Genomic DNA, 17,582 nt, shown 5'->3' with positions numbered 1-17,582 from the left:
CCGGCGCGGCCGCGTCAGGCTGCGCCGAAGACCGCTTTCATTTTTTCCGTCACTTTCGCCTCGATTGTCGACGCGAACGCACTCATCAGGAATCCCAGGCGGATATGCATCGCCACCCGCTGCGCTTCCAGCGCCAGCGATCCGTGCACGCCGCTGCGCTCGAAATGGAGCACGTCGCCCTGCCACGCGCAGGTCAGGCCATATTCGGCGGCAATCTTGTCGGCCACTTTCTGGGCCGCTTCGCGCGCCTTGATCGGTGTCAGGCTATGCTCCTGAACGATGCTGATGTCAGCCATGACTTTCCTTGTTGTGTTTTTCGCGCACATGATACCTTGTTGAGCTCGCCCCGCCTAGTTCGGCTCCGCCCGCTGCCGCTTCCCGTCCTATAATGCTTCTCGGCTACTTTTTATCGGAATGACATGAGCGACATGCAACTCATCGCCGCGGTCCTGTTCGGGCTCGCCCTGGCGCACACCTTTGCCGCCAAGAGTTTCGAACGCTTGGCCGACCGCTATCCGCGCCACGCCGGGCTGTTCCATTTCTTCGGCGAAGTCGAGGTCGTGTTCGGCCTGTGGGCGCTGGTGCTGATCCTGGCCATGGCCTTCATGGTCGGCGGCAAGGAAGCGATCGCCTATGCCGAATCGCGCACCTACACCGAACCACTGTTCGTGTTCGTGATCATGGTGGTGGCGGCCTCCAGGCCGGTGCTCGAAGCGATCCGCGCCGTCATCGCCACCCTGGCACGCCTGGCGCCGCTGCGCACGCCGATGGTCAATGTGTGGCTGTGCCTGTCCCTGGTGCCCCTGCTCGGCTCGCTCATCACGGAACCGGCCGCCATGACCCTGGCCGCGCTGATGCTCGCGCCCCAGATTTTTCGCAAGGACATGCCCGAGTGGCTCAAGTACGCCGCCCTGGGCGTGCTGTTCGTCAATGTGTCGATCGGCGGCACGCTCACCTCGTTCGCCGCGCCGCCGGTGCTGATGGTGGCCTCCACCTGGCACTGGGACAGCGCCTTCATGGCCTCGACCTTCGGCTGGCGCGCCGCCATCGCCGTGCTGATCAACGCGACCGTGGTGAGCATCATGCTGCGCCGCCACATCGTCGAGGCGCCCGCGCCGGCGCCGGATGAGGTCAAGGTGCCGCCGCTGGTGAGCGCGATCCACCTGGCCTTCCTGGCGGCCGTGGTCGGCTTTGCGCACCATCCGGTCATCTTCATGGGCCTGTTCATGTTCTTCATCGGCTTCACCCATGCCTATGACAAGTACCAGAATCCCCTGATCCTGAAGGAAGGCTTGCTGGTCGGCTTCTTCCTGGCCGGGCTGGTGGTGCTGGGCGGCATGCAGCAGTGGTGGCTGCAACCGATCGTGTCAAGCATGGGGCCGACCGCCCTGTTTTTCGGCGCCACCGCGCTGACCGCGATCACCGACAACGCCGCCCTCACCTACCTCGGCTCGCTGATCGGCGGCTTGTCCGACCAGGCCAAGTACATGCTGGTGGCCGGGGCGGTGGCCGGCGGCGGCCTGACCATCATCGCCAACGCCCCCAATCCGGCCGGCGCGGCGCTGGTGCGCGATGGCTTCGAGGATGAATCGATCGGCGTGGCCGGGCTGCTGGCGGGCGCGCTGCCGCCAACCATCGTGGCGATGATCATGTTCCTGCTGTAGCCCGATTTGGCGGCTCGCTTGCGCTGCGTCAAACCCGCGCAGCGTTATCAGGGCGACCATTTCTGTTCAGTTCGCTTGAATTGGCAGGAAAACAAGTCTTGGTTTTTGAGCAAGCAAGAGCGCATTTGCTTATGTGGATTGTGTATAAGCCTCAATTGTGGGAACAAGCGAATTGCCTTAAAATACAGTGCTTTGCTATGGTTGGCGTTATCCCTGCCACCGGCCCGCAGCACCCTTTTCACTGATAGGACTGTTATGACCCACGTTGTCACCGAATCGTGCATCAGCTGTCGTTACACCGATTGCGTCGATGTATGCCCGGTAGATTGTTTCCGGGAAGGCCCGAATTTTCTGACGATCGATCCGGACGAGTGCATCGATTGCGCTGTGTGCGTGGCCGAATGTCCCGTCAACGCCATCTTCGCGGAAGAAGATGTGCCGGCCGACCAGCAGCAGTTCATCAAGATCAACGTTGAACTGGCGCGCGCCTGGCCGTCCATCACCAAGACCAAGCCGGCCCTGCCCGACGCGGAACAGTGGAAAGACGTCCAGAACAAGATCGATCAGCTGATCCGTTAAGCCAGCCAGCAGCCCCGCCGGACCGCCACGCGGCCCGGCGCCAGGGTTCGCGCCAGCAAGATCGTCTTCATCGTGGCACACTGTCGGCCATTCGCAGCAACGCCCGATGCAGCGCTGCAAGCTGCAACCCCACCCCAAAATCAACAGGAAGTAAGCGCATGACTATCATCGCCAACCACGAAGCAGGCAGCGTCGCTGCCAATAGTTCCTTTGCCGGCGCCATCGAGTCCGATGCCGTGATCATCGGCGCAGGCCCGGTCGGATTGTTCCAGGTGTTCGAGCTCGGCTTGCTGGAAATTAAGGCCCATGTGATCGATTCGCTGCCGGCCGTGGGCGGGCAGTGCGTGGAACTGTATCCCGACAAGCCGATCTACGATATTCCCGCCGTGCCAGTGTGCACCGGCCAGGAACTGACCGACAACCTGCTCAAGCAGATCGAGCCGTTCGAGCCAACCTTCCACCTGAACCAGGAAGTAACCGTGGTGCAGCGCCGTGAAGACGGCCGTTTCAACGTTGAAACCTCGACCGGCACCCAGTTCATCACCAAGACCATCTTCATCGCGGCCGGCGTCGGTTCGTTCCAGGCGCGCACGATCAAGGTCGACGGCATCGAAGCGTTCGACGGCACCCAGGTGCACTACCGCGTCAAGGATCCAAGCCAGTTCGAAGGCAAGAACCTGATCATCTGCGGCGGCGGCGACTCGGCGCTGGACTGGGCCCTCAATTTCGTGGGCAAGGCCGAATCGGTCGTGCTGCTGCACCGCCGCGAAGACTTCCGCGCCGCGCCGGCGTCGGTGGCGAAGATGAAGGCGCTGTGCGAAGCGTATGAAATGCAGTTGATCATCGGCCAGGTAACCGGTTTCGATGAAAAAGACGGCAAGCTGAGCGAAGTCAAAGTGACCGGTGCCGACGGCGTGACCCGCCGCGTACCGCTCGACATGCTGCTGGTGTTCTTCGGCCTGTCGCCGAAACTCGGCCCGATCGCCGAATGGGGCCTGGACATCGAGCGCCGCCAGCTCAAGGTGCAAAACACCGAGAAGTTCGAAACCAACGTGCCGGGCATTTTCGCGGTGGGCGACATCAACACCTATCCGGGCAAGAAGAAGCTGATTTTGTCGGGCTTCCACGAAGCGGCGCTGGCTGCCTTCGGCGCCGCGCCGTACATCTTCCCGGACAAAAAGATCCACATGCAGTACACGACGACCTCGCCGAAACTGCACAAGATCCTCGGTGTCGAGACGCCGACGTTCGACTAAGCGCCACCGTCGTTCCCGCGGAGGCGGGAACCCAAGGCATCTTTGCTAAGCGACAGTGCCTTGGATTCCCGCCAAGGGGGCCGCCGAGGCCGGGAAAGACGGTGCTTAAGCTATCGGCAAAAACAGACGCTCGGATCAGTCTTCCCGCCACAACAATGCCCCGCTCAGCCGGGGCATTTTTCATGCTGCGTTAGGTAGCTCATAAACGCAGCGCAGCATTGTGTGATAAAACGGTGTATCGAACACGCTTGGCTTGCCTGAAACTGACAGCCGCGTAATTTCCAACAAGAATTGCAAATTGCAGACCGGCCTTTCAAATGGCCTATAATTACTCAGCACACCTTACGCAAACGATTGCAAGGCAACGATTACAACGAAGGAATATGTATGCTTTACCAATTGCACGAGATGCAACGCTCATTCCTGACACCACTGATGCAGTGGGCCGACGCCTCATCCAAGCTCTTTTCCAATCCGGTGTCCCCGTTCGCGCACACGCCGTTCGCGCAGCGTATCGCCGCTGGCTACGAGCTGATGTACCGACTCGGCAAGGATTATGAAAAACCGGCTTTCGACATCACATCGACCGTCATCGACGGTGAAACGGTCGGCATCGTGGAGCAGGTCGTCCAGACCCGCCCATTCTGCCGCCTGCTGCACTTCAAAAAAGACTTGAACGACAAGGCCATTGAAAAGCTGGCCCAGCCGAAAGTGCTGCTGGTCGCGCCGCTGTCGGGCCACCATTCGACCCTGCTGCGCGATACCGTGCGCGGGCTGCTGACCGGCCACGACGTGTACGTCACCGACTGGACCGATGCGCGCATGGTGCCGCTGACCGAAGGCGCGTTCCACCTGGACGACTATATCTACTACGTGCAGGATTTCATCCGCCTGCTGGCACCCGATCTGCATGTCATTTCGGTGTGCCAGCCGACCGTGCCGGTGCTGGCGGCGATCTCGCTGATGGCCACCGCCAAGGATCCGCAGTTGCCGAAAACCATGACCATGATGGGCGGCCCGATCGACCCGAGCAAGTCGCCGACCGCGGTCAACGACCTGGCCATCGAGAAGCCGTTCTCGTGGTTCGAAAACACCGTGATCTACGCGGTGCCGGCCAACTATCCGGGCTTCGGGCGCAAGGTGTACCCAGGCTTCCTGCAGCACGCCGGCTTCATCGCCATGAACCCCGGCCGCCATGCGCAGAGCCACCGCGAGTTCTACAACCACCTGGTGGCGGGCGACGACGAACCGGCCGAAGGCCATCGCCAGTTCTACAACGAGTACAACGCGGTGCTCGACATGCCGGCCGAGTACTACCTCGACACCATCAAGACGGTATTCCAGGAACACCGCCTGCCAAAAGGCACATGGACCGTCGGCGGCAAGCTGGTGCGTCCGCAGGACATCACCACGGTGGCGCTGTTTACGGTCGAAGGCGAGTTGGACGACATCTCCGGCGCCGGCCAGACCCAGGCCGCGCATGATCTGTGCAGCGGCATCCCGGCCGACATGCAGCAGGATTTCGTGGCGCCGAAATGCGGCCACTACGGCATCTTCTCGGGCCGTCGCTGGCGCGAGGTGATTTGCCCGAAGATCGGCGAATTCATCCTGAAGCACGGCTGATTTTCCGTTCCCTCCCAAACATGCCGCACGCGGCTTGCATCCCGTGTGCGGCATTTTTTCGTCCGTGGCGGCGCGCCGCGTGGCGCCGCGCGCGCTGAGGATGGCGGGCGGCGACTATAATGTCGCTTTCCCACCCGCTTGCCGCCCGCCGCCGTGACCAAGACCCTGGCCGACCACATCGAAGACCTGCTGCCGCAGACCCAGTGCACCAAATGCGGCTACCCCGCCTGCCGCCCGTACGCCGAAGCGATCGCCGACGGCACGGCCGACATCAACCAGTGCCCGCCGGGCGGCATCGAGGGCGTGGCGCGCCTGGCCGCGCTGTTGGGACGCAAGGTCATCCCGATCAATCCGGCCAACGGCGTGGAGCGTCCGCGCCCGGTGGCGTTTATCGATGAAGCGCTGTGCATCGGCTGCACCCTGTGCATCCAGGCCTGCCCGGTGGACGCGATCATGGGTGCGGCCAAGCAGATGCACACGATCCTGCCGAGCCTGTGCACCGGCTGCGACCTGTGCGTGGCGCCCTGCCCGGTCGACTGCATCAGCATGATGCCGGTGACGGGCGGGCGCACCGGCTGGGCCGCGTGGTCGCAGGAGCAGGCCGACGCGGCGCGCGAGCGGCACGACTTGCGCAGCGCGCGCCTGCAGCGCGAACGCGAGGAAAACGATGCGCGCCTGGCCGCCAAGGCCGTCGCCAAGATGCAGGAAGTGACGGCGCAGCCGACCAACACGCCCGACGAAATCGCCGAGAAGGAGCGCAAGCGCGCCATCATCGCCGCCGCCATGGAGCGCGCACGCCAGAAGGCCGCGCCGCCCGCAGAAAAATGAAATGAATCCAGCTAAACGTTTTGAAATTTTCAGCCGCCTGCGCGCGGCCAATCCGCACCCGACCACGGAACTGAATTACACCACGCCGTTCGAACTGTTGATCGCGGTGCTGCTGTCGGCCCAGGCGACCGACGTGGGCGTGAACAAGGCCACGCGCCTGCTGTACCCGGTGGCCAATACGCCGGCGGCCATCCTGGCGCTAGGGATCGACGAACTCAAATCCTACATCCAGACCATCGGCCTGTATCACACCAAGGCCAAGAACGTCATGGCGACGTGCCAGATGCTGATCGACCTGCACGGCGGCGAAGTGCCGCATTCGCGCGAGGCGCTCGAAGCGCTGCCGGGAGTGGGACGCAAGACCGCCAACGTGGTGCTCAATACGGCCTTTGGCGACCCGACGATCGCGGTCGACACGCATATTTTCCGGGTGTCGAACCGGACCGGCATCGCGCCGGGCAAGGATGTGGTGGTGGTCGAGCAAAAGCTGCTCAAATTCGTGCCCAAGGAGTTTTTGCAGGATGCGCACCACTGGCTGATTTTGCACGGGCGCTACACCTGCATCGCCAGGAAACCCCTGTGCTGGAACTGCATGATCGCCGACTTGTGCGAGTACAAGGCAAAGACGCCGGCGCCGGCGGTGAAGTAGGCTCGTGATCGGACGCGCTTTTTTGGAGAATCGCATGACAGGTGAAGTGCTTCATCAGAATGGCGCGCTGCTGCGCGCGGTACGCGCCGACATCACCACCTTGCAGGTCGATGCCATCGTCAACGCCGCCAACTCGTCCCTGCTGGGCGGCGGCGGGGTCGATGGCGCGATCCACCGCGCGGCCGGACCGGAGCTGGTACACGAATGCCGCCTGCTCGCTGGCTGCAAAACCGGCGAGGCCAAGGCCACCAAGGCGTATCGCCTGCCGGCCAAATGCATCATCCACACCGTCGGCCCGGTCTGGCGCGGAGGCGGCTACGATGAAGCGGCGCTGCTGGCGAGCTGCTACCGGCGCGCGAGCTGGCGTCGATCGCCTTCCCGGCGATCAGCACCGGCATTTACGGCTACCCGCCGGCGCTTGCCGCCAACCTGGCGGTAGCGACCGTACGAGAAGCGCTGTTGACGGCGCCAAGCCTGCGCGAGATCGTTTTTTGCTGTTTTTCCGGCGCCGACCTGGCGCTGTACGAAGCAGAACTCCTCACGCGCTAGCCTTCAGGTCAGGTCGGGGTATCGACGAAGTCCCAGTCGGCGTGCTGGAAGCGCACCAGCCAGTTGAGGGCGTGGTGGCGTTCCATGACCACGTCGGCGTCCGCCCCGAAGTCGGCGCCGGTCTTTTTCAGGCGGATCTGGCGGATATTCCAGTGCAGGCGGTAGGTCTGGTCGAGCGCGTCGACAATCTGGCCCGCGTCGCGCAGTTGCGGCCCGCGCATCTCGATCTGGCGCGCCACCGCGGCGGCGGTATCGCACGGCGCATCCGGATACGGCAGCTGGTCGACCATGCCCAGCGCCCACTGCAGCACGTACAAGCTCTCGTAACGCCACAGGAACTGCGCGCATTCGTGCTCGGACGGCGCCTCCAGCGCCAGGAAGGCGCGTTCGGCCGGCGACAGGCTGTCGTCCGCCAGCGGCATTTTATCGAGCAGGGTGGCGACCGGCATCGGCTCGCCGGCAGCGACCGATTCGGCGCGCAGGGCGACCAGCAGCAAGGCGCGCGCGCGGCCGATGACCTCGTCGCGGTCGCGCAGGGTCAGTTCTTCTTCGCACACCAGCGGCGGCAGGCTGTCGGGCACCGTGATGCCGCGCACGGCCAGCAGCGCTTCGGTGGCGCTCTTGCGCGTCCACGCCTGGGCCGGATACGGCACGCTGGCGTCACTGACGGCCTGGCCGTCGGCGACGTTGATCAGCACATGGCCGTCGGGATCGCGCACGTGGCCGTCGGGCGTAAACAGCAGCGCGTTCGCATCGCGCGCCCACGCGTGCAGTTCGGGCAGCGCGTCGTCGGCCACCTCCATGCTCAGGTGATGCTGGACCCGCTGCATGTGCAGGATGACGTGGTATTTATCGCGCGTCATCGCTTCCGTGCCGCGACTGAACACATAGCCGCAGAAGCTGTGCAGGTGAACCAGCAGTTCGCCGTCGGACAGGTCGCGCCGTCCTTGCAGTTGGTGGGCGAAGGCCGGCTGCGCGATCGTGTGGCGCGTGCAGTAGACGTTGTACAACGTGGTCGCGCCGGTCGGCGCGGCCGGAACCACGGCTTGCGGGCGGGCGAAGAGACGCTTGAGTGAATTGATCATGGGGCTCGGTAAATCGGTGGCAAGAATGGCATGATACCGGGAGCGCGCCGTTTTCGGCAGGCGCACTTCAAACCATGCCTAATCCGTGATGGTCAGCACGTTACCGCTGTCGTCCACAGTCGCGGCGATGATGTTCTCGGCCATCTCGCCGGCCGCGTTCTTGCTGCGGATCGTCGATCGCAAGCTCATGCCCCTGCCGGTATCGAGGAAGGTGGTTTCCACGTGCTCGTAGCTGGCCGGGTTGATCATGACGCGCTTGATTTCCGCCTGCAGCTTCAGATGCGCGCCGCTGCGCTGGTCGAACTGGCGCGCCAGCATGGCCTCGCGACCGCTGGCGGCGCTGGCGCGCCCGGTCTCGGCCTGTTCGCGCGCACCGGTTTCCTTCAGTTCGGCGTCGAGCGCGGCCACCCTGGCGGCGTAGCGCGCAGTCGACGGATCGAGCGTCGCCAGGCGCTTGTACAGGGCCAGGCGCTGGCGCAGCGGTATTCCCTCTTCGTCCTTGAGGCCCGCTTCGGTGTCGATGACGTCGATCGATACGCGCAGTTTGTCGAGGTCCGGGTCGGGGGTGCGGGCGGCGTGCTTGTCGATCAGCGCCAGCGCCTCGCTCAGCGCGCCTCGATCGCGCCTGGCCGCAATGTCGGCCAGGATGGCCGGTTTCGCGGCCAAAAAGCGCGCATGTTCGTCGGCACGCGCCTTGGCCAGGGCCTGGACCTTGTCGCGCTCCTGCCGGGCGTCGCGCGCCAGCAGCACGTCCACATTTTCGGAAATGCCGACCCACGCTTGTGCGATGAACAGCACGACGAACGCGATGCCCATGGCGCGCCCGTACAGGTTCAAGCCGGTGCGCTCGATGATCCAGCGGCGCGATGGCGGCGCGCATACCAGCATGCCGGCCACGGTCACGAAAAACAGCACGACGCTGTAGGTAATGGCGTAGTAGAGGATCCCGAAAAGCAGGAACACCAGCACCCCGACCCAGCCCAGGAACTTGAAGAAAAACGCTTTCATGGCGCCCTCTGGGCAATCAGTCGAAGCTGGCCAGGATCAGAGCAGGACCATGTTGTCACGGTGGATCAGCTCCGGGCCTTCGAGGAAACCGAGCAGCTTTTCGATCTCGGACGAGGGCTTGCGCAGGATGCGGCGCGCTTCGCCGCTGGTGTAGTTCGACAGCCCGCGTGCCACCTCGGCGCCGTCTTCGGACAGGCAGGTGATGACGGCGCCGCGTCCGAACTCGCCGCGCACTTCGATCACGCCGATCGGCAGCAGCGACTTGCCTTCTTTCGACAGCTTTTGCACCGCGCCGGCGTCGAGCACCACCTTGCCGGCGGTGTGCAGATGGTCCGACATCCACTGCTTGCGCGCGGTCAAGCGGCCGGTCTGGGCGCGCAGCTCGGTGCCGATCGCTTCGCCGGCGGCCAGGCGCGTGAGCACGTCGCTGTCACGGCCCCAGGCGATGATGGTGTGCGCACCCGAGCCGGCGGCGCGCCTGGCGGCCAGGATCTTGGTCAGCATGCCGCCGCGCCCGATGCTGCTGCCGGCGCCGCCGGCCATCGCTTCGAGCGCCGGGTCGCCTGCCTCGCCATGGGCGATCAGCACCGCTGCCGGGTCCTTGCGCGGATCGGCGCTGTACAGGCCCTGCTGGTCGGTGAGGATGACCAGGGCGTCCGCTTCGATCAGGTTGGCCACCAGCGCACCCAAGGTGTCGTTGTCGCCGAACTTGATCTCGTCGGTGACGACGGTATCGTTCTCGTTGATGATCGGGACCACGCCCAGGCGCAGCAAGGTGGTGAGCGTGGAGCGCGCGTTCAGGTAGCGTTCGCGGTCGGCCAGGTCGGCGTGGGTGAGCAGCACCTGGGCCGTGCCCAGGCCGTGCGCGCGAAAGCTGGTTTCGTAGATCTGCGCCAGGCCCATCTGGCCGACAGCGGCGCAGGCCTGCAGTTCGTGGATATCGGTCGGGCGCTTCTCGAAGCCGAGGCGCAGCATGCCTTCGGCGATGGCGCCGGAGCTGACCATCACGACTTCTTTGCCGAGGGCGCGCAAGGCGGCGATTTGCGCGGCCCAGCGCGCGATGGCGGCGTGATCGAGCCCGCGCCCGTCGTTGGTGACGAGCGAGGAGCCGACTTTGATGATGATGCGGGTGGCGGTCTGGATAACGGAATTCATGGGGCAGCGGCTCTTATCAGCGCGGGCGCAAGGCAAGCAGCAGGAGGCCTGCCGCCAGTTCGATCCCGCAAACGACTAACAATAATCCCTGGGGCAGGCCGATGGCGAAGGCCGCTGCAAAGCGGCCGGCCGGCTGCGCCAGGAGGAACAATGCGGTGATGTCGCCGAGGACAGGCTGGTCGGCCCGCCTTGCTGCCAGCAGCGCCAGGAACGCTTGTGCGAACCTGAGACCGACATAGACGGCGAAAAACTGGCTGTAGCCGTTCACGCCGACGAGAAACACGCCCATGGCGGTCGCCACCCGGTCTGGGTTCATCATGGCCGCCAGGGCGGACAGTGAACTGGCCAGGGCGACCAGACTCAGAAGCTGCGCGCGCAGCTTCTGCTTGAGCATGGGTAAAGCCAACTTAGTCGAGGATCTTGAAGCGCGGATCGTCCGGGTCGATCGACGCAATGCCGCGTGCTTCTTCGGTCATCTGCGTTTCTTCGGCGCGGTGCTCGCTCTTCTTGATGGTCTCGAGGTGCAGGTAGATGGCGTTGACCAGCTCCGGGCAGCCTTCGTGGCTCAGGGCCGAGATTTCGAACACGGGACCCTTCCAGGCCATGCGCTTGACGAAATCCTTGACCAGCTTCTTGCGGTCTTCTTGCGGCACCACATCGAGCTTGTTCAAGACGAACCAGCGCGGCTTGTCGACCAGCGACTCGTCGTACTTTTCGAGTTCCTTGATCAGGGCCTTGGCTTCCTTGACCGGATCGACATTGGTCTCGAACGGAGCCATGTCGACGATGTGCAGCAACAGGCCGGTACGCTGCAGGTGGCGCAGGAACTGGTGGCCGAGGCCGGCGCCTTCGGAAGCGCCTTCGATCAAGCCGGGAATGTCGGCGATCACAAAGCTCTTCTCGTGCGACACGCGCACCACGCCCAGGTTCGGGTGCAAGGTGGTGAACGGGTAGTCGGCGATCTTCGGCTTGGCGTTCGAGACGGCCGTGATAAAGGTCGACTTGCCGGCGTTCGGCATGCCCAACAGGCCCACGTCGGCCAGCACCTTCAGTTCCAGGCGCAGCTCGCGCCGCTCGCCTTCCTTGCCCTCGGTCTTTTGACGCGGAGCGCGGTTGGTGGAGGACTTGAAGTGGATATTGCCCCAGCCGCCCTCGCCGCCCTTGGCCAGCAGTTCGGTCTGGCCGTGTTCGGTCAGGTCGGCGATGATCTCGCCGTTGTTGTTATCGACGATCAAGGTGCCGACCGGCATGCGCATATAGATGTCTTCCGCGCCCTTGCCATAGCAATCGGCGCCGCGGCCTGGTTCGCCGTCCCGGCCCTTGTGCATTTTGGAGTAACGGAAGTCGACCAGGGTGTTGATGTTGCGGTCCGCAACGGCCCAGATAGAGCCACCCTTGCCGCCGTCGCCGCCGTCCGGGCCGCCGAAAGGCCGGAATTTCTCGCGACAGAACGATGCGCAGCCATTGCCGCCGTCGCCGGCGATGACCTCGATTTTTGCTTCGTCGATAAACTTCATATTTTGTGCCGCCCTAAAACTAAAAAGGCTCTACCTTGGGCAGAGCCTTTCAATGGAAGGCTTGCGCCTTACAAATGTGCGCCATGACAGCGCGGATACAACTTACGCTGCGACTGCTGCTGGAGCTGCGTCGTTAGCAACAACGGTAACGAACTGCTTCGAGCCTGCGCCCTTGACCACGAACTTCACCTTGCCGTCGACCAGCGCGAACAGGGTGTGATCCTTGCCGGTGCCGACGTTTTCGCCTGCGCGCACCGGGGTGCCGCGCTGACGGATGATGATGCCGCCGGCATTGATGGTCTGGCCGCCGTAGACTTTAACGCCGAGGCGTTTTGATTCTGAGTCACGGCCGTTGCGCGTTGTGCCGCCGCCTTTTTTGTGTGCCATTTAAATACTCCTGGATAGCTGGTTAACTTTGGACTGATCTAGCCGGGCTCTTGCGAGCCTGGCACACGGAATTAACCGTTGATCGAAACGATTTGAATTTCGGTGAAATTCTGGCGATGGCCCTGATGCTTTTGGTAGTGCTTACGACGACGCATCTTGAAAATCTTCACTTTATCGTGACGACCGTGTGCCACAACAGTTACCAGTACCGTTGCACCTTCGACCAATGGCGCACCAAACTTGATGGTGTCGCCCGCGCCTACTGCGAGAACTTGATCGATGGTGAGTTCGGAACCAATGTCTGCCGGTATCTGTTCTACTTTAAGTTTTTCGCCAGCGACAACTTTGTATTGTTTGCCACCGGTTTTTATGACCGCGTACATGATAGGAAACCTCATCAAATGTTAAAAAATTCCCTGGCCGGAGCCGGGGGAACCGCAGATTATACATGGATTGGTTTTTTTCGTCAAAAGACATGCACAGGGCCACATGTTCGTGGTATGTCGGCAACGACACGGTGCGGCGCGCACACGCGCCGGGCGCTGCCGGCTGGCGGGCTTAACCGTAGAGCATGGGGCGGAAACAGGCGGCTTGTCGTATAATCGCCGCACCTAATGTCCATTGCAGGTTCGCCTTGTCCGCCGCCATCTTACACGCACAACAAAATTCCATCGCCCAATCGATCGCTCCGGACATGGAGGCAGTCAACACGGTGATCCGCGCGCGCCTGCATTCCGAGGTCAGCCTGGTCAACCAGATCGCCGAATACATCATCAGCGCCGGGGGCAAGCGCATCCGGCCCGTGCTGGTGTTGCTGGTGGCTAAGGCCTATGGTTACCAGGGCACGGCCCACCATGAGCTGGCCGCCGTGGTCGAATTCATCCACACCGCCACCCTGCTGCACGACGACGTGGTCGACGAATCGTCGATGCGGCGCGGGCGCCAGACCGCCAACGCGCTGTTCGGCAATGCCGCTTCGGTGCTGGTGGGCGACTTCTTGTACTCGCGCTCGTTCCAGATGATGGTTGGCCTGAACAATATGCGCGTGATGCAGATCTTGTCGGACGCGACCAATGTGATCGCCGAAGGCGAAGTGCTGCAACTGCTTAATATGCACGATCCGGATGTGACGCAGGAAAGCTATCTGAAAGTCATCCGCTCCAAGACAGCCAAGCTGTTCGAGGCGGCGGCGGAACTGGGCGCGCTCATTTCCGGCGCCAACGATGACCAGATCAGCGCGGCCGGCGAATATGGCCGCTCGCTGGGCACGGCCTTCCAGTTGATCGACGACGTGCTCGACTACGCGGGCGACGCCAGCGAAATCGGCAAGAACGTCGGCGACGACCTGCGCGAAGGCAAGCCCACCCTGCCGCTGATCTGGCTGATGGAAAACGGCACGCCGGAGCAGCGCGAACTGGTGCGCAATTGCATCGAACAGGGCGACGAGCAGCATTTCGACGCGATCCTGGCGGCGGTGACCAGCAGCGGCGCGCTCGACTTCACGCGGCGCGAGGCGGACATTGCGGCCAAGCGGGCCGCAAGCGCCATTGCAAGCTTGCCGGAGAGTTTGTACAAGCAAAGCCTGCTGCAACTGTGTACCTTCGCAGTTGACAGGAACCACTGACGCTATTAATTTATCAGGTGTGAGATCGACCACCCGTCGGGGTGTGGCTCAGCCTGGTAGAGCGCTGCGTTCGGGACGCAGAGGCCGGAGGTTCGAATCCTCTCACCCCGACCAAAGTTTGTCTTGAGAATCACCACCAGAAAAGCCCCAGACAGTGGGGCTTTTTCATTTCCGCCCTGTGCGTCGGCATGGCTGGTACGTCATCGCTTTTCGCGCTCCCGGGCGCGTCGCAAGATCACGCCGCCCACCTGCGCACGAACAGGGCAACAACAAGATTGCATTCAAACGAGACATTAAAGTTTCCATTTGGATAAATTTCTTATATGATGCTACTTCGTCAATACCTCCAAAGATCTCAATGAACTTGCTTCGCCTTAGCGCTACCCTGCTGTTGACTGCAGCGAGTGCGTTGTCCGCCCAAGCGGCCACCTACAACTATACTGGCAACGAATTTGCCTTCGATGGCATCAACCCGACCAACAGCCGGGTGCTGGCGAGCTTCACGTTCAATGTGGCCGACGATTATTCCGGGTCGTTGGACGGCTTTCGGGGCTCGCAGACCAATCAAATTACCTGGAGCGGTAGTGCTGGCGCACTCGAGCTCAGTTCAAGCGCGTCCAATTACTTGAACCGGTATTACTTCCAAATTGAAAACGGCATCGTGAAAGCATGGCATTTCTCCATGTCGAATGACCTGGGAGAGATCATGTCACTGTCCGCGAACCACGTCCGTTACGCCCCGAATGAAGCAATAGATCAGGCGACGGTATGGGCGCCGGGGGTCAAAGGTGCGGTGCTGATCGGCGACCAGGGCACCTGGACCACGTCGCCAGTTCCTGAACCAGCAAGCTACCTGATGTTCGGTGCCGGGCTGGCGGTCTTGCTCGCCGCGCGCCGCAAGCAAAAGCAGTCCATCGCCACACAATAAGATCCTGGCAAGCTGCCCGTGCGCCGACACGCGTCGCGCATGGGCAGCAACTAGCAGCCTGTCGGACTGGCACTGCGCTATGTGGTATTGTTTCGCGCCGTCAGAGCACCTTCCGGATCGAACAAACCGTATCGAACCACGCCTGCATCCCCACCAGCGGCTGCGGATTGATCGGCAGGATCGCATTGATATTCACCCCGCTCCCACGTCCGCCATTCTTCTCGTCCCACCATAAGCCGAACTCCAGGTCGTCGACCGCCGGCGCCGGCCCGAACGCTTGCGCCGCATCGGGCGCGAGCCCCTTGGCCGCCGCCTCCACGCGCCGTCCGCGCTCGCCCTCGCAAGAACGCCCACCGGTGATCCAGCCCAGCGAATTGGACACCGCCACCACGCGTGGATGAATGCCCCTGGTGACGAACGCCTTCACCCGCGCCAAGCCGACCACCTCGCCCGTGCCCCGGTACGCCTTGTCCCCCGCCGCGCCGCTGAGCGGCCGGTACGTGGTCAGCTCCACCGTGTCGCCAGTCTTGATGCCCAGTTTTTTCGCGGTCGCCGCATGAATCCACATCGGATTGTCATGCACGATTTCGGCCAGGTACTTCTGCGATGCGGTCCTGCCCTGCGTGTGCACGTTCCATTTGAACGTGGTCAGGATCAAGCGATCGGCCGCCAGGTCCACGTGCGACGGGACCTGATGGAACGTCGGCAGCCCGTCATCACGCATGCCGATCGTGCTGGCCACCTTTGCCACTTCGGGCGCATAGATCTCGAACTTGCGCGACGGCGTCGTAAAGCCGCGCACCGGCACCTCGTCCACCATCAGCCCGACCGCTTTTTCCTTGCCCTTGTCATCGGCCTTGTAGATCACGCGTGTCTGCTCGTCCACGCGACTGCCTTGCACCAGCGCCGCGGCAAGCGGCTTGCGGTACACCTCGTACGGTTTGGGCGCCGCGCTATCGACGTACACGCCGTAGTGCTTCATATACTCGAAGCCATCCTTGAATATCTTGCCGTCCGCGCCTTTGGTCGGCAGCTTCGAACACTGGTGCCGCACAAAGTCTTCGTGCTTGCCGAACTTGAAGTACTTCGCCTGCCCGGGACCGAGCCGCTTGCCGATTTCGAACAGCACGTCGGCAAAGCTGGTCGCGCTTCCGGGCGGGGTCACCATCGGCTGGCGCAGCGTCACAAAATGCTGCAGCTCCATATTGTTGCGGATGTCCATGCCCCAGCGTTCCAGGTAGGTGGCATCGGGCAAAATCATGTCGGCGTAATGCGCCATTTCGGAATACACCACGTCCGAACAGGCGTGGAAGGGAATCAGCTTTTCATCCTTGAGTACCTCGACGGTCGTGCTTCGGCCTTCCGGCCAGGTCATCGGCGCGGCGATCGTATAGCTGAGGTAGACGTCCAGCTTCGCGCGACCCTGGCGCAAATAGTCGAACACGACCTGGCCGACCTTCATCTTTTGCCAGCGGTTGGCCAGCGGCCACTCCGGCGGGTCTTCCAGGTCGGTCCTGATGGTCGGCTTGGGCGGCCTTGGCTCGGGCGCCGGGTAGCGCGCCGGCGAGAGCTTTTCATCGAGGCCGTAGCAATAGCCGCCTTCCCTGGCCACCGACCCCACCAGGGCATTGAGCATGACGACCGCGCGCTCGGCATTGAAACCGTTGTAGTGCGCGCCGGTGCCACGATTGGTAAAGGCAGCCACCGCCGGCCGCTTGCGCGCGAATTCCAGCGCCAGCCGGGTGATGTCGGCCGCCGCCACGCCCGACAGCTTCGCCGCCCACGCTGGCGTACATGGCGCCAGCCAGGTGCGGATGGTGTCGAGTCCCGGCTGCACGAATTTGTCCAGAAAATCCCGATCGACTTCGTTCTCGCGCACGATCACGTGCGCCATCGCCAGGGCAATCGCGCCTTCCGTGCCGGGAAACGGCTGATGCCATTCGTCGCTGCGCCCGGCAGTGTTGGACAGCCTCACATCGAACGTGACCAGCTTGGCCCCATGGTCGTAGCGTGCCTTGACCACGCGCGACACCAGATGCAGCCCGCCCTGGTGCGCCTCATAGAAATTGGCGCCGAAGTTCAGGAAGTAGGTGCAGCGCTCGGCATCGATCGATTCCCAGTCCGTTTCGCCGAGCGACACATAATTGGCCGCGCGCTTGTTCGACGAACAGATCGCGCGGTGATTGAGCAAGACCGGCGTGCCGATGGCGTCGAGGAAGCGGCCGATCTCGGCCTCGATGCGCGAGCGGCCCTGGTGGATGCACACGCGTTCCGGGTGGCCGGCATCGACGCTGGCGCGAATGCGGCGGGCGATCTCTTCGTACGCTTCTTCCCAGGTGATGCGCCGCCACAGGCCCGAACCACGCTCGCCGGCGCGCTTGAGGGGATACAGCAAGCGCTCCGGATAATCGTTGACGGTGGGGCCGGACTGGCCCTTGGCGCACGTCATGTGGCTGCCCATGTTCGGGTCGAGCGGATTGCCACGGATCTTGATCACCTTGTTATCCTGCACAAAGCCTTCAATGCCGCACACGGTGGAGCAGTTCAGGCATACGCTGGTGATGCGCGTGGCCGTCTTGTAGTTGTTCTTGATCTTGCGCTGTTGGCCGTTGGCCAGCGGCCGGTACGACATCGCCTGCGCGGTAGACGGATTGAGGAGAATAAGCTCGCCAACGCCGAGCGTGGCCATCGATCCGATGCCGTTCCTGATGAATGATCTGCGGTCCATGT

At 62.9% G+C, this 17,582-nt stretch carries 17 protein-coding genes, 1 tRNA gene and 1 pseudogene; 10 read left to right on the top strand and 9 right to left on the bottom strand.

Annotated features, from left to right (window positions below; translation table 11 throughout):
- Window positions 1-14 precede the first annotated feature (14 nt).
- On the bottom strand, window positions 15-296 hold the full coding sequence (locus F2P46_RS19160; RefSeq protein WP_166893071.1) for a polyhydroxyalkanoic acid system family protein: 282 nt from the start codon (window positions 294-296) through the stop codon (window positions 15-17).
- A gap of 123 nt (window positions 297-419) precedes the next feature.
- On the opposite strand from F2P46_RS19160, the gene F2P46_RS19155 reads away from it, so the two are divergent.
- The 7 genes and pseudogenes from F2P46_RS19155 to F2P46_RS19125 form a co-directional block, all read left to right on the top strand.
- The gene (locus F2P46_RS19155; RefSeq protein ID WP_166893070.1) at window positions 420-1,664 is read left to right on the top strand and encodes a putative Na+/H+ antiporter; all 1,245 of its coding nucleotides are present in this window, start codon (window positions 420-422) and stop codon (window positions 1,662-1,664) included.
- A 255-nt stretch (window positions 1,665-1,919) separates the two neighbouring features.
- Entirely contained in the window at window positions 1,920-2,243 is a 324-nt protein-coding gene (fdxA, locus tag F2P46_RS19150) for a ferredoxin FdxA (RefSeq protein ID WP_166879954.1), read from the top strand.
- A 158-nt stretch (window positions 2,244-2,401) separates the two neighbouring features.
- Entirely contained in the window at window positions 2,402-3,499 is a 1,098-nt protein-coding gene (locus F2P46_RS19145) for an NAD(P)/FAD-dependent oxidoreductase (protein ID WP_187362653.1), read from the top strand.
- Window positions 3,500-3,886: 387 nt separating this feature from the next.
- Window positions 3,887-5,122 (top strand): polyhydroxyalkanoate depolymerase, encoded by a 1,236-nt coding sequence (locus F2P46_RS19140; RefSeq protein ID WP_166893069.1) that lies wholly within the window; start codon window positions 3,887-3,889, stop codon window positions 5,120-5,122.
- A gap of 153 nt (window positions 5,123-5,275) precedes the next feature.
- On the top strand, window positions 5,276-5,950 hold the full coding sequence (gene rsxB, locus F2P46_RS19135) for an electron transport complex subunit RsxB (protein ID WP_166893068.1): 675 nt from the start codon (window positions 5,276-5,278) through the stop codon (window positions 5,948-5,950).
- Between the two features lies 1 nt (window position 5,951).
- A complete protein-coding gene (gene nth, locus F2P46_RS19130) occupies window positions 5,952-6,599 on the top strand; it encodes an endonuclease III (RefSeq protein ID WP_166893066.1) in 648 nt (215 codons plus the stop codon).
- A gap of 34 nt (window positions 6,600-6,633) precedes the next feature.
- Window positions 6,634-7,058 (top strand): annotated as a pseudogene (locus F2P46_RS19125) (macro domain-containing protein); the annotation flags it as partial.
- A 98-nt stretch (window positions 7,059-7,156) separates the two neighbouring features.
- On the opposite strand, the gene F2P46_RS19120 reads toward F2P46_RS19125, so the two are convergent.
- The 7 genes from F2P46_RS19120 to rplU form a co-directional block, all read right to left on the bottom strand.
- Window positions 7,157-8,233: a DUF4272 domain-containing protein gene (locus F2P46_RS19120; protein WP_166893063.1), complete on the bottom strand. Its 1,077-nt coding sequence runs from the start codon at window positions 8,231-8,233 to the stop codon at window positions 7,157-7,159.
- Window positions 8,234-8,311: 78 nt separating this feature from the next.
- Window positions 8,312-9,241, bottom strand: coding sequence for a hypothetical protein (locus F2P46_RS19115; protein ID WP_166893061.1), 930 nt, complete (start codon window positions 9,239-9,241; stop codon window positions 8,312-8,314).
- A gap of 36 nt (window positions 9,242-9,277) precedes the next feature.
- The gene (proB, locus tag F2P46_RS19110) at window positions 9,278-10,396 is read right to left on the bottom strand and encodes a glutamate 5-kinase (RefSeq protein WP_166893059.1); all 1,119 of its coding nucleotides are present in this window, start codon (window positions 10,394-10,396) and stop codon (window positions 9,278-9,280) included.
- Between the two features lie 16 nt (window positions 10,397-10,412).
- Window positions 10,413-10,790: a hypothetical protein gene (locus F2P46_RS19105; protein WP_166893057.1), complete on the bottom strand. Its 378-nt coding sequence runs from the start codon at window positions 10,788-10,790 to the stop codon at window positions 10,413-10,415.
- A gap of 13 nt (window positions 10,791-10,803) precedes the next feature.
- Window positions 10,804-11,913 (bottom strand): GTPase ObgE, encoded by a 1,110-nt coding sequence (gene obgE, locus F2P46_RS19100; protein ID WP_166879939.1) that lies wholly within the window; start codon window positions 11,911-11,913, stop codon window positions 10,804-10,806.
- 102 nt (window positions 11,914-12,015) lie between these two features.
- On the bottom strand, window positions 12,016-12,300 hold the full coding sequence (gene rpmA, locus F2P46_RS19095) for a 50S ribosomal protein L27 (RefSeq protein ID WP_166879937.1): 285 nt from the start codon (window positions 12,298-12,300) through the stop codon (window positions 12,016-12,018).
- A 71-nt stretch (window positions 12,301-12,371) separates the two neighbouring features.
- Window positions 12,372-12,683, bottom strand: coding sequence for a 50S ribosomal protein L21 (gene rplU / locus F2P46_RS19090; RefSeq protein WP_054268134.1), 312 nt, complete (start codon window positions 12,681-12,683; stop codon window positions 12,372-12,374).
- A 251-nt stretch (window positions 12,684-12,934) separates the two neighbouring features.
- Here rplU and ispB point away from each other — a divergent pair, with 251 nt between their 5' ends.
- From ispB to F2P46_RS19075, 3 genes are all read left to right on the top strand, one after another.
- Window positions 12,935-13,924 carry an octaprenyl diphosphate synthase gene (gene ispB, locus F2P46_RS19085; RefSeq protein WP_166893055.1) on the top strand — a complete coding sequence of 330 codons (990 nt, stop codon included), beginning with the start codon at window positions 12,935-12,937 and terminating at the stop codon, window positions 13,922-13,924.
- Between the two features lie 37 nt (window positions 13,925-13,961).
- Window positions 13,962-14,038, top strand: a tRNA-Pro gene (locus F2P46_RS19080).
- A gap of 244 nt (window positions 14,039-14,282) precedes the next feature.
- Entirely contained in the window at window positions 14,283-14,852 is a 570-nt protein-coding gene (locus F2P46_RS19075; protein WP_166893053.1) for a PEP-CTERM sorting domain-containing protein, read from the top strand.
- Between the two features lie 100 nt (window positions 14,853-14,952).
- Here the strand turns inward: F2P46_RS19075 and F2P46_RS19070 are convergent, their stop codons facing one another.
- The gene (locus tag F2P46_RS19070) at window positions 14,953-17,580 is read right to left on the bottom strand and encodes a molybdopterin-dependent oxidoreductase (RefSeq protein WP_166893051.1); all 2,628 of its coding nucleotides are present in this window, start codon (window positions 17,578-17,580) and stop codon (window positions 14,953-14,955) included.
- Window positions 17,581-17,582: the final 2 nt, after the last annotated feature.

Origin of the sequence: Massilia sp. CCM 8734 (assembly GCF_011682155.1) — a bacterium.
GTDB lineage: Bacteria > Pseudomonadota > Gammaproteobacteria > Burkholderiales > Burkholderiaceae_D > Telluria_A > Telluria_A rubra.
The sequence above is the reverse complement of the archived record's forward strand: the minus strand, read 5'-3'. Positions and strand labels throughout refer to the sequence as shown.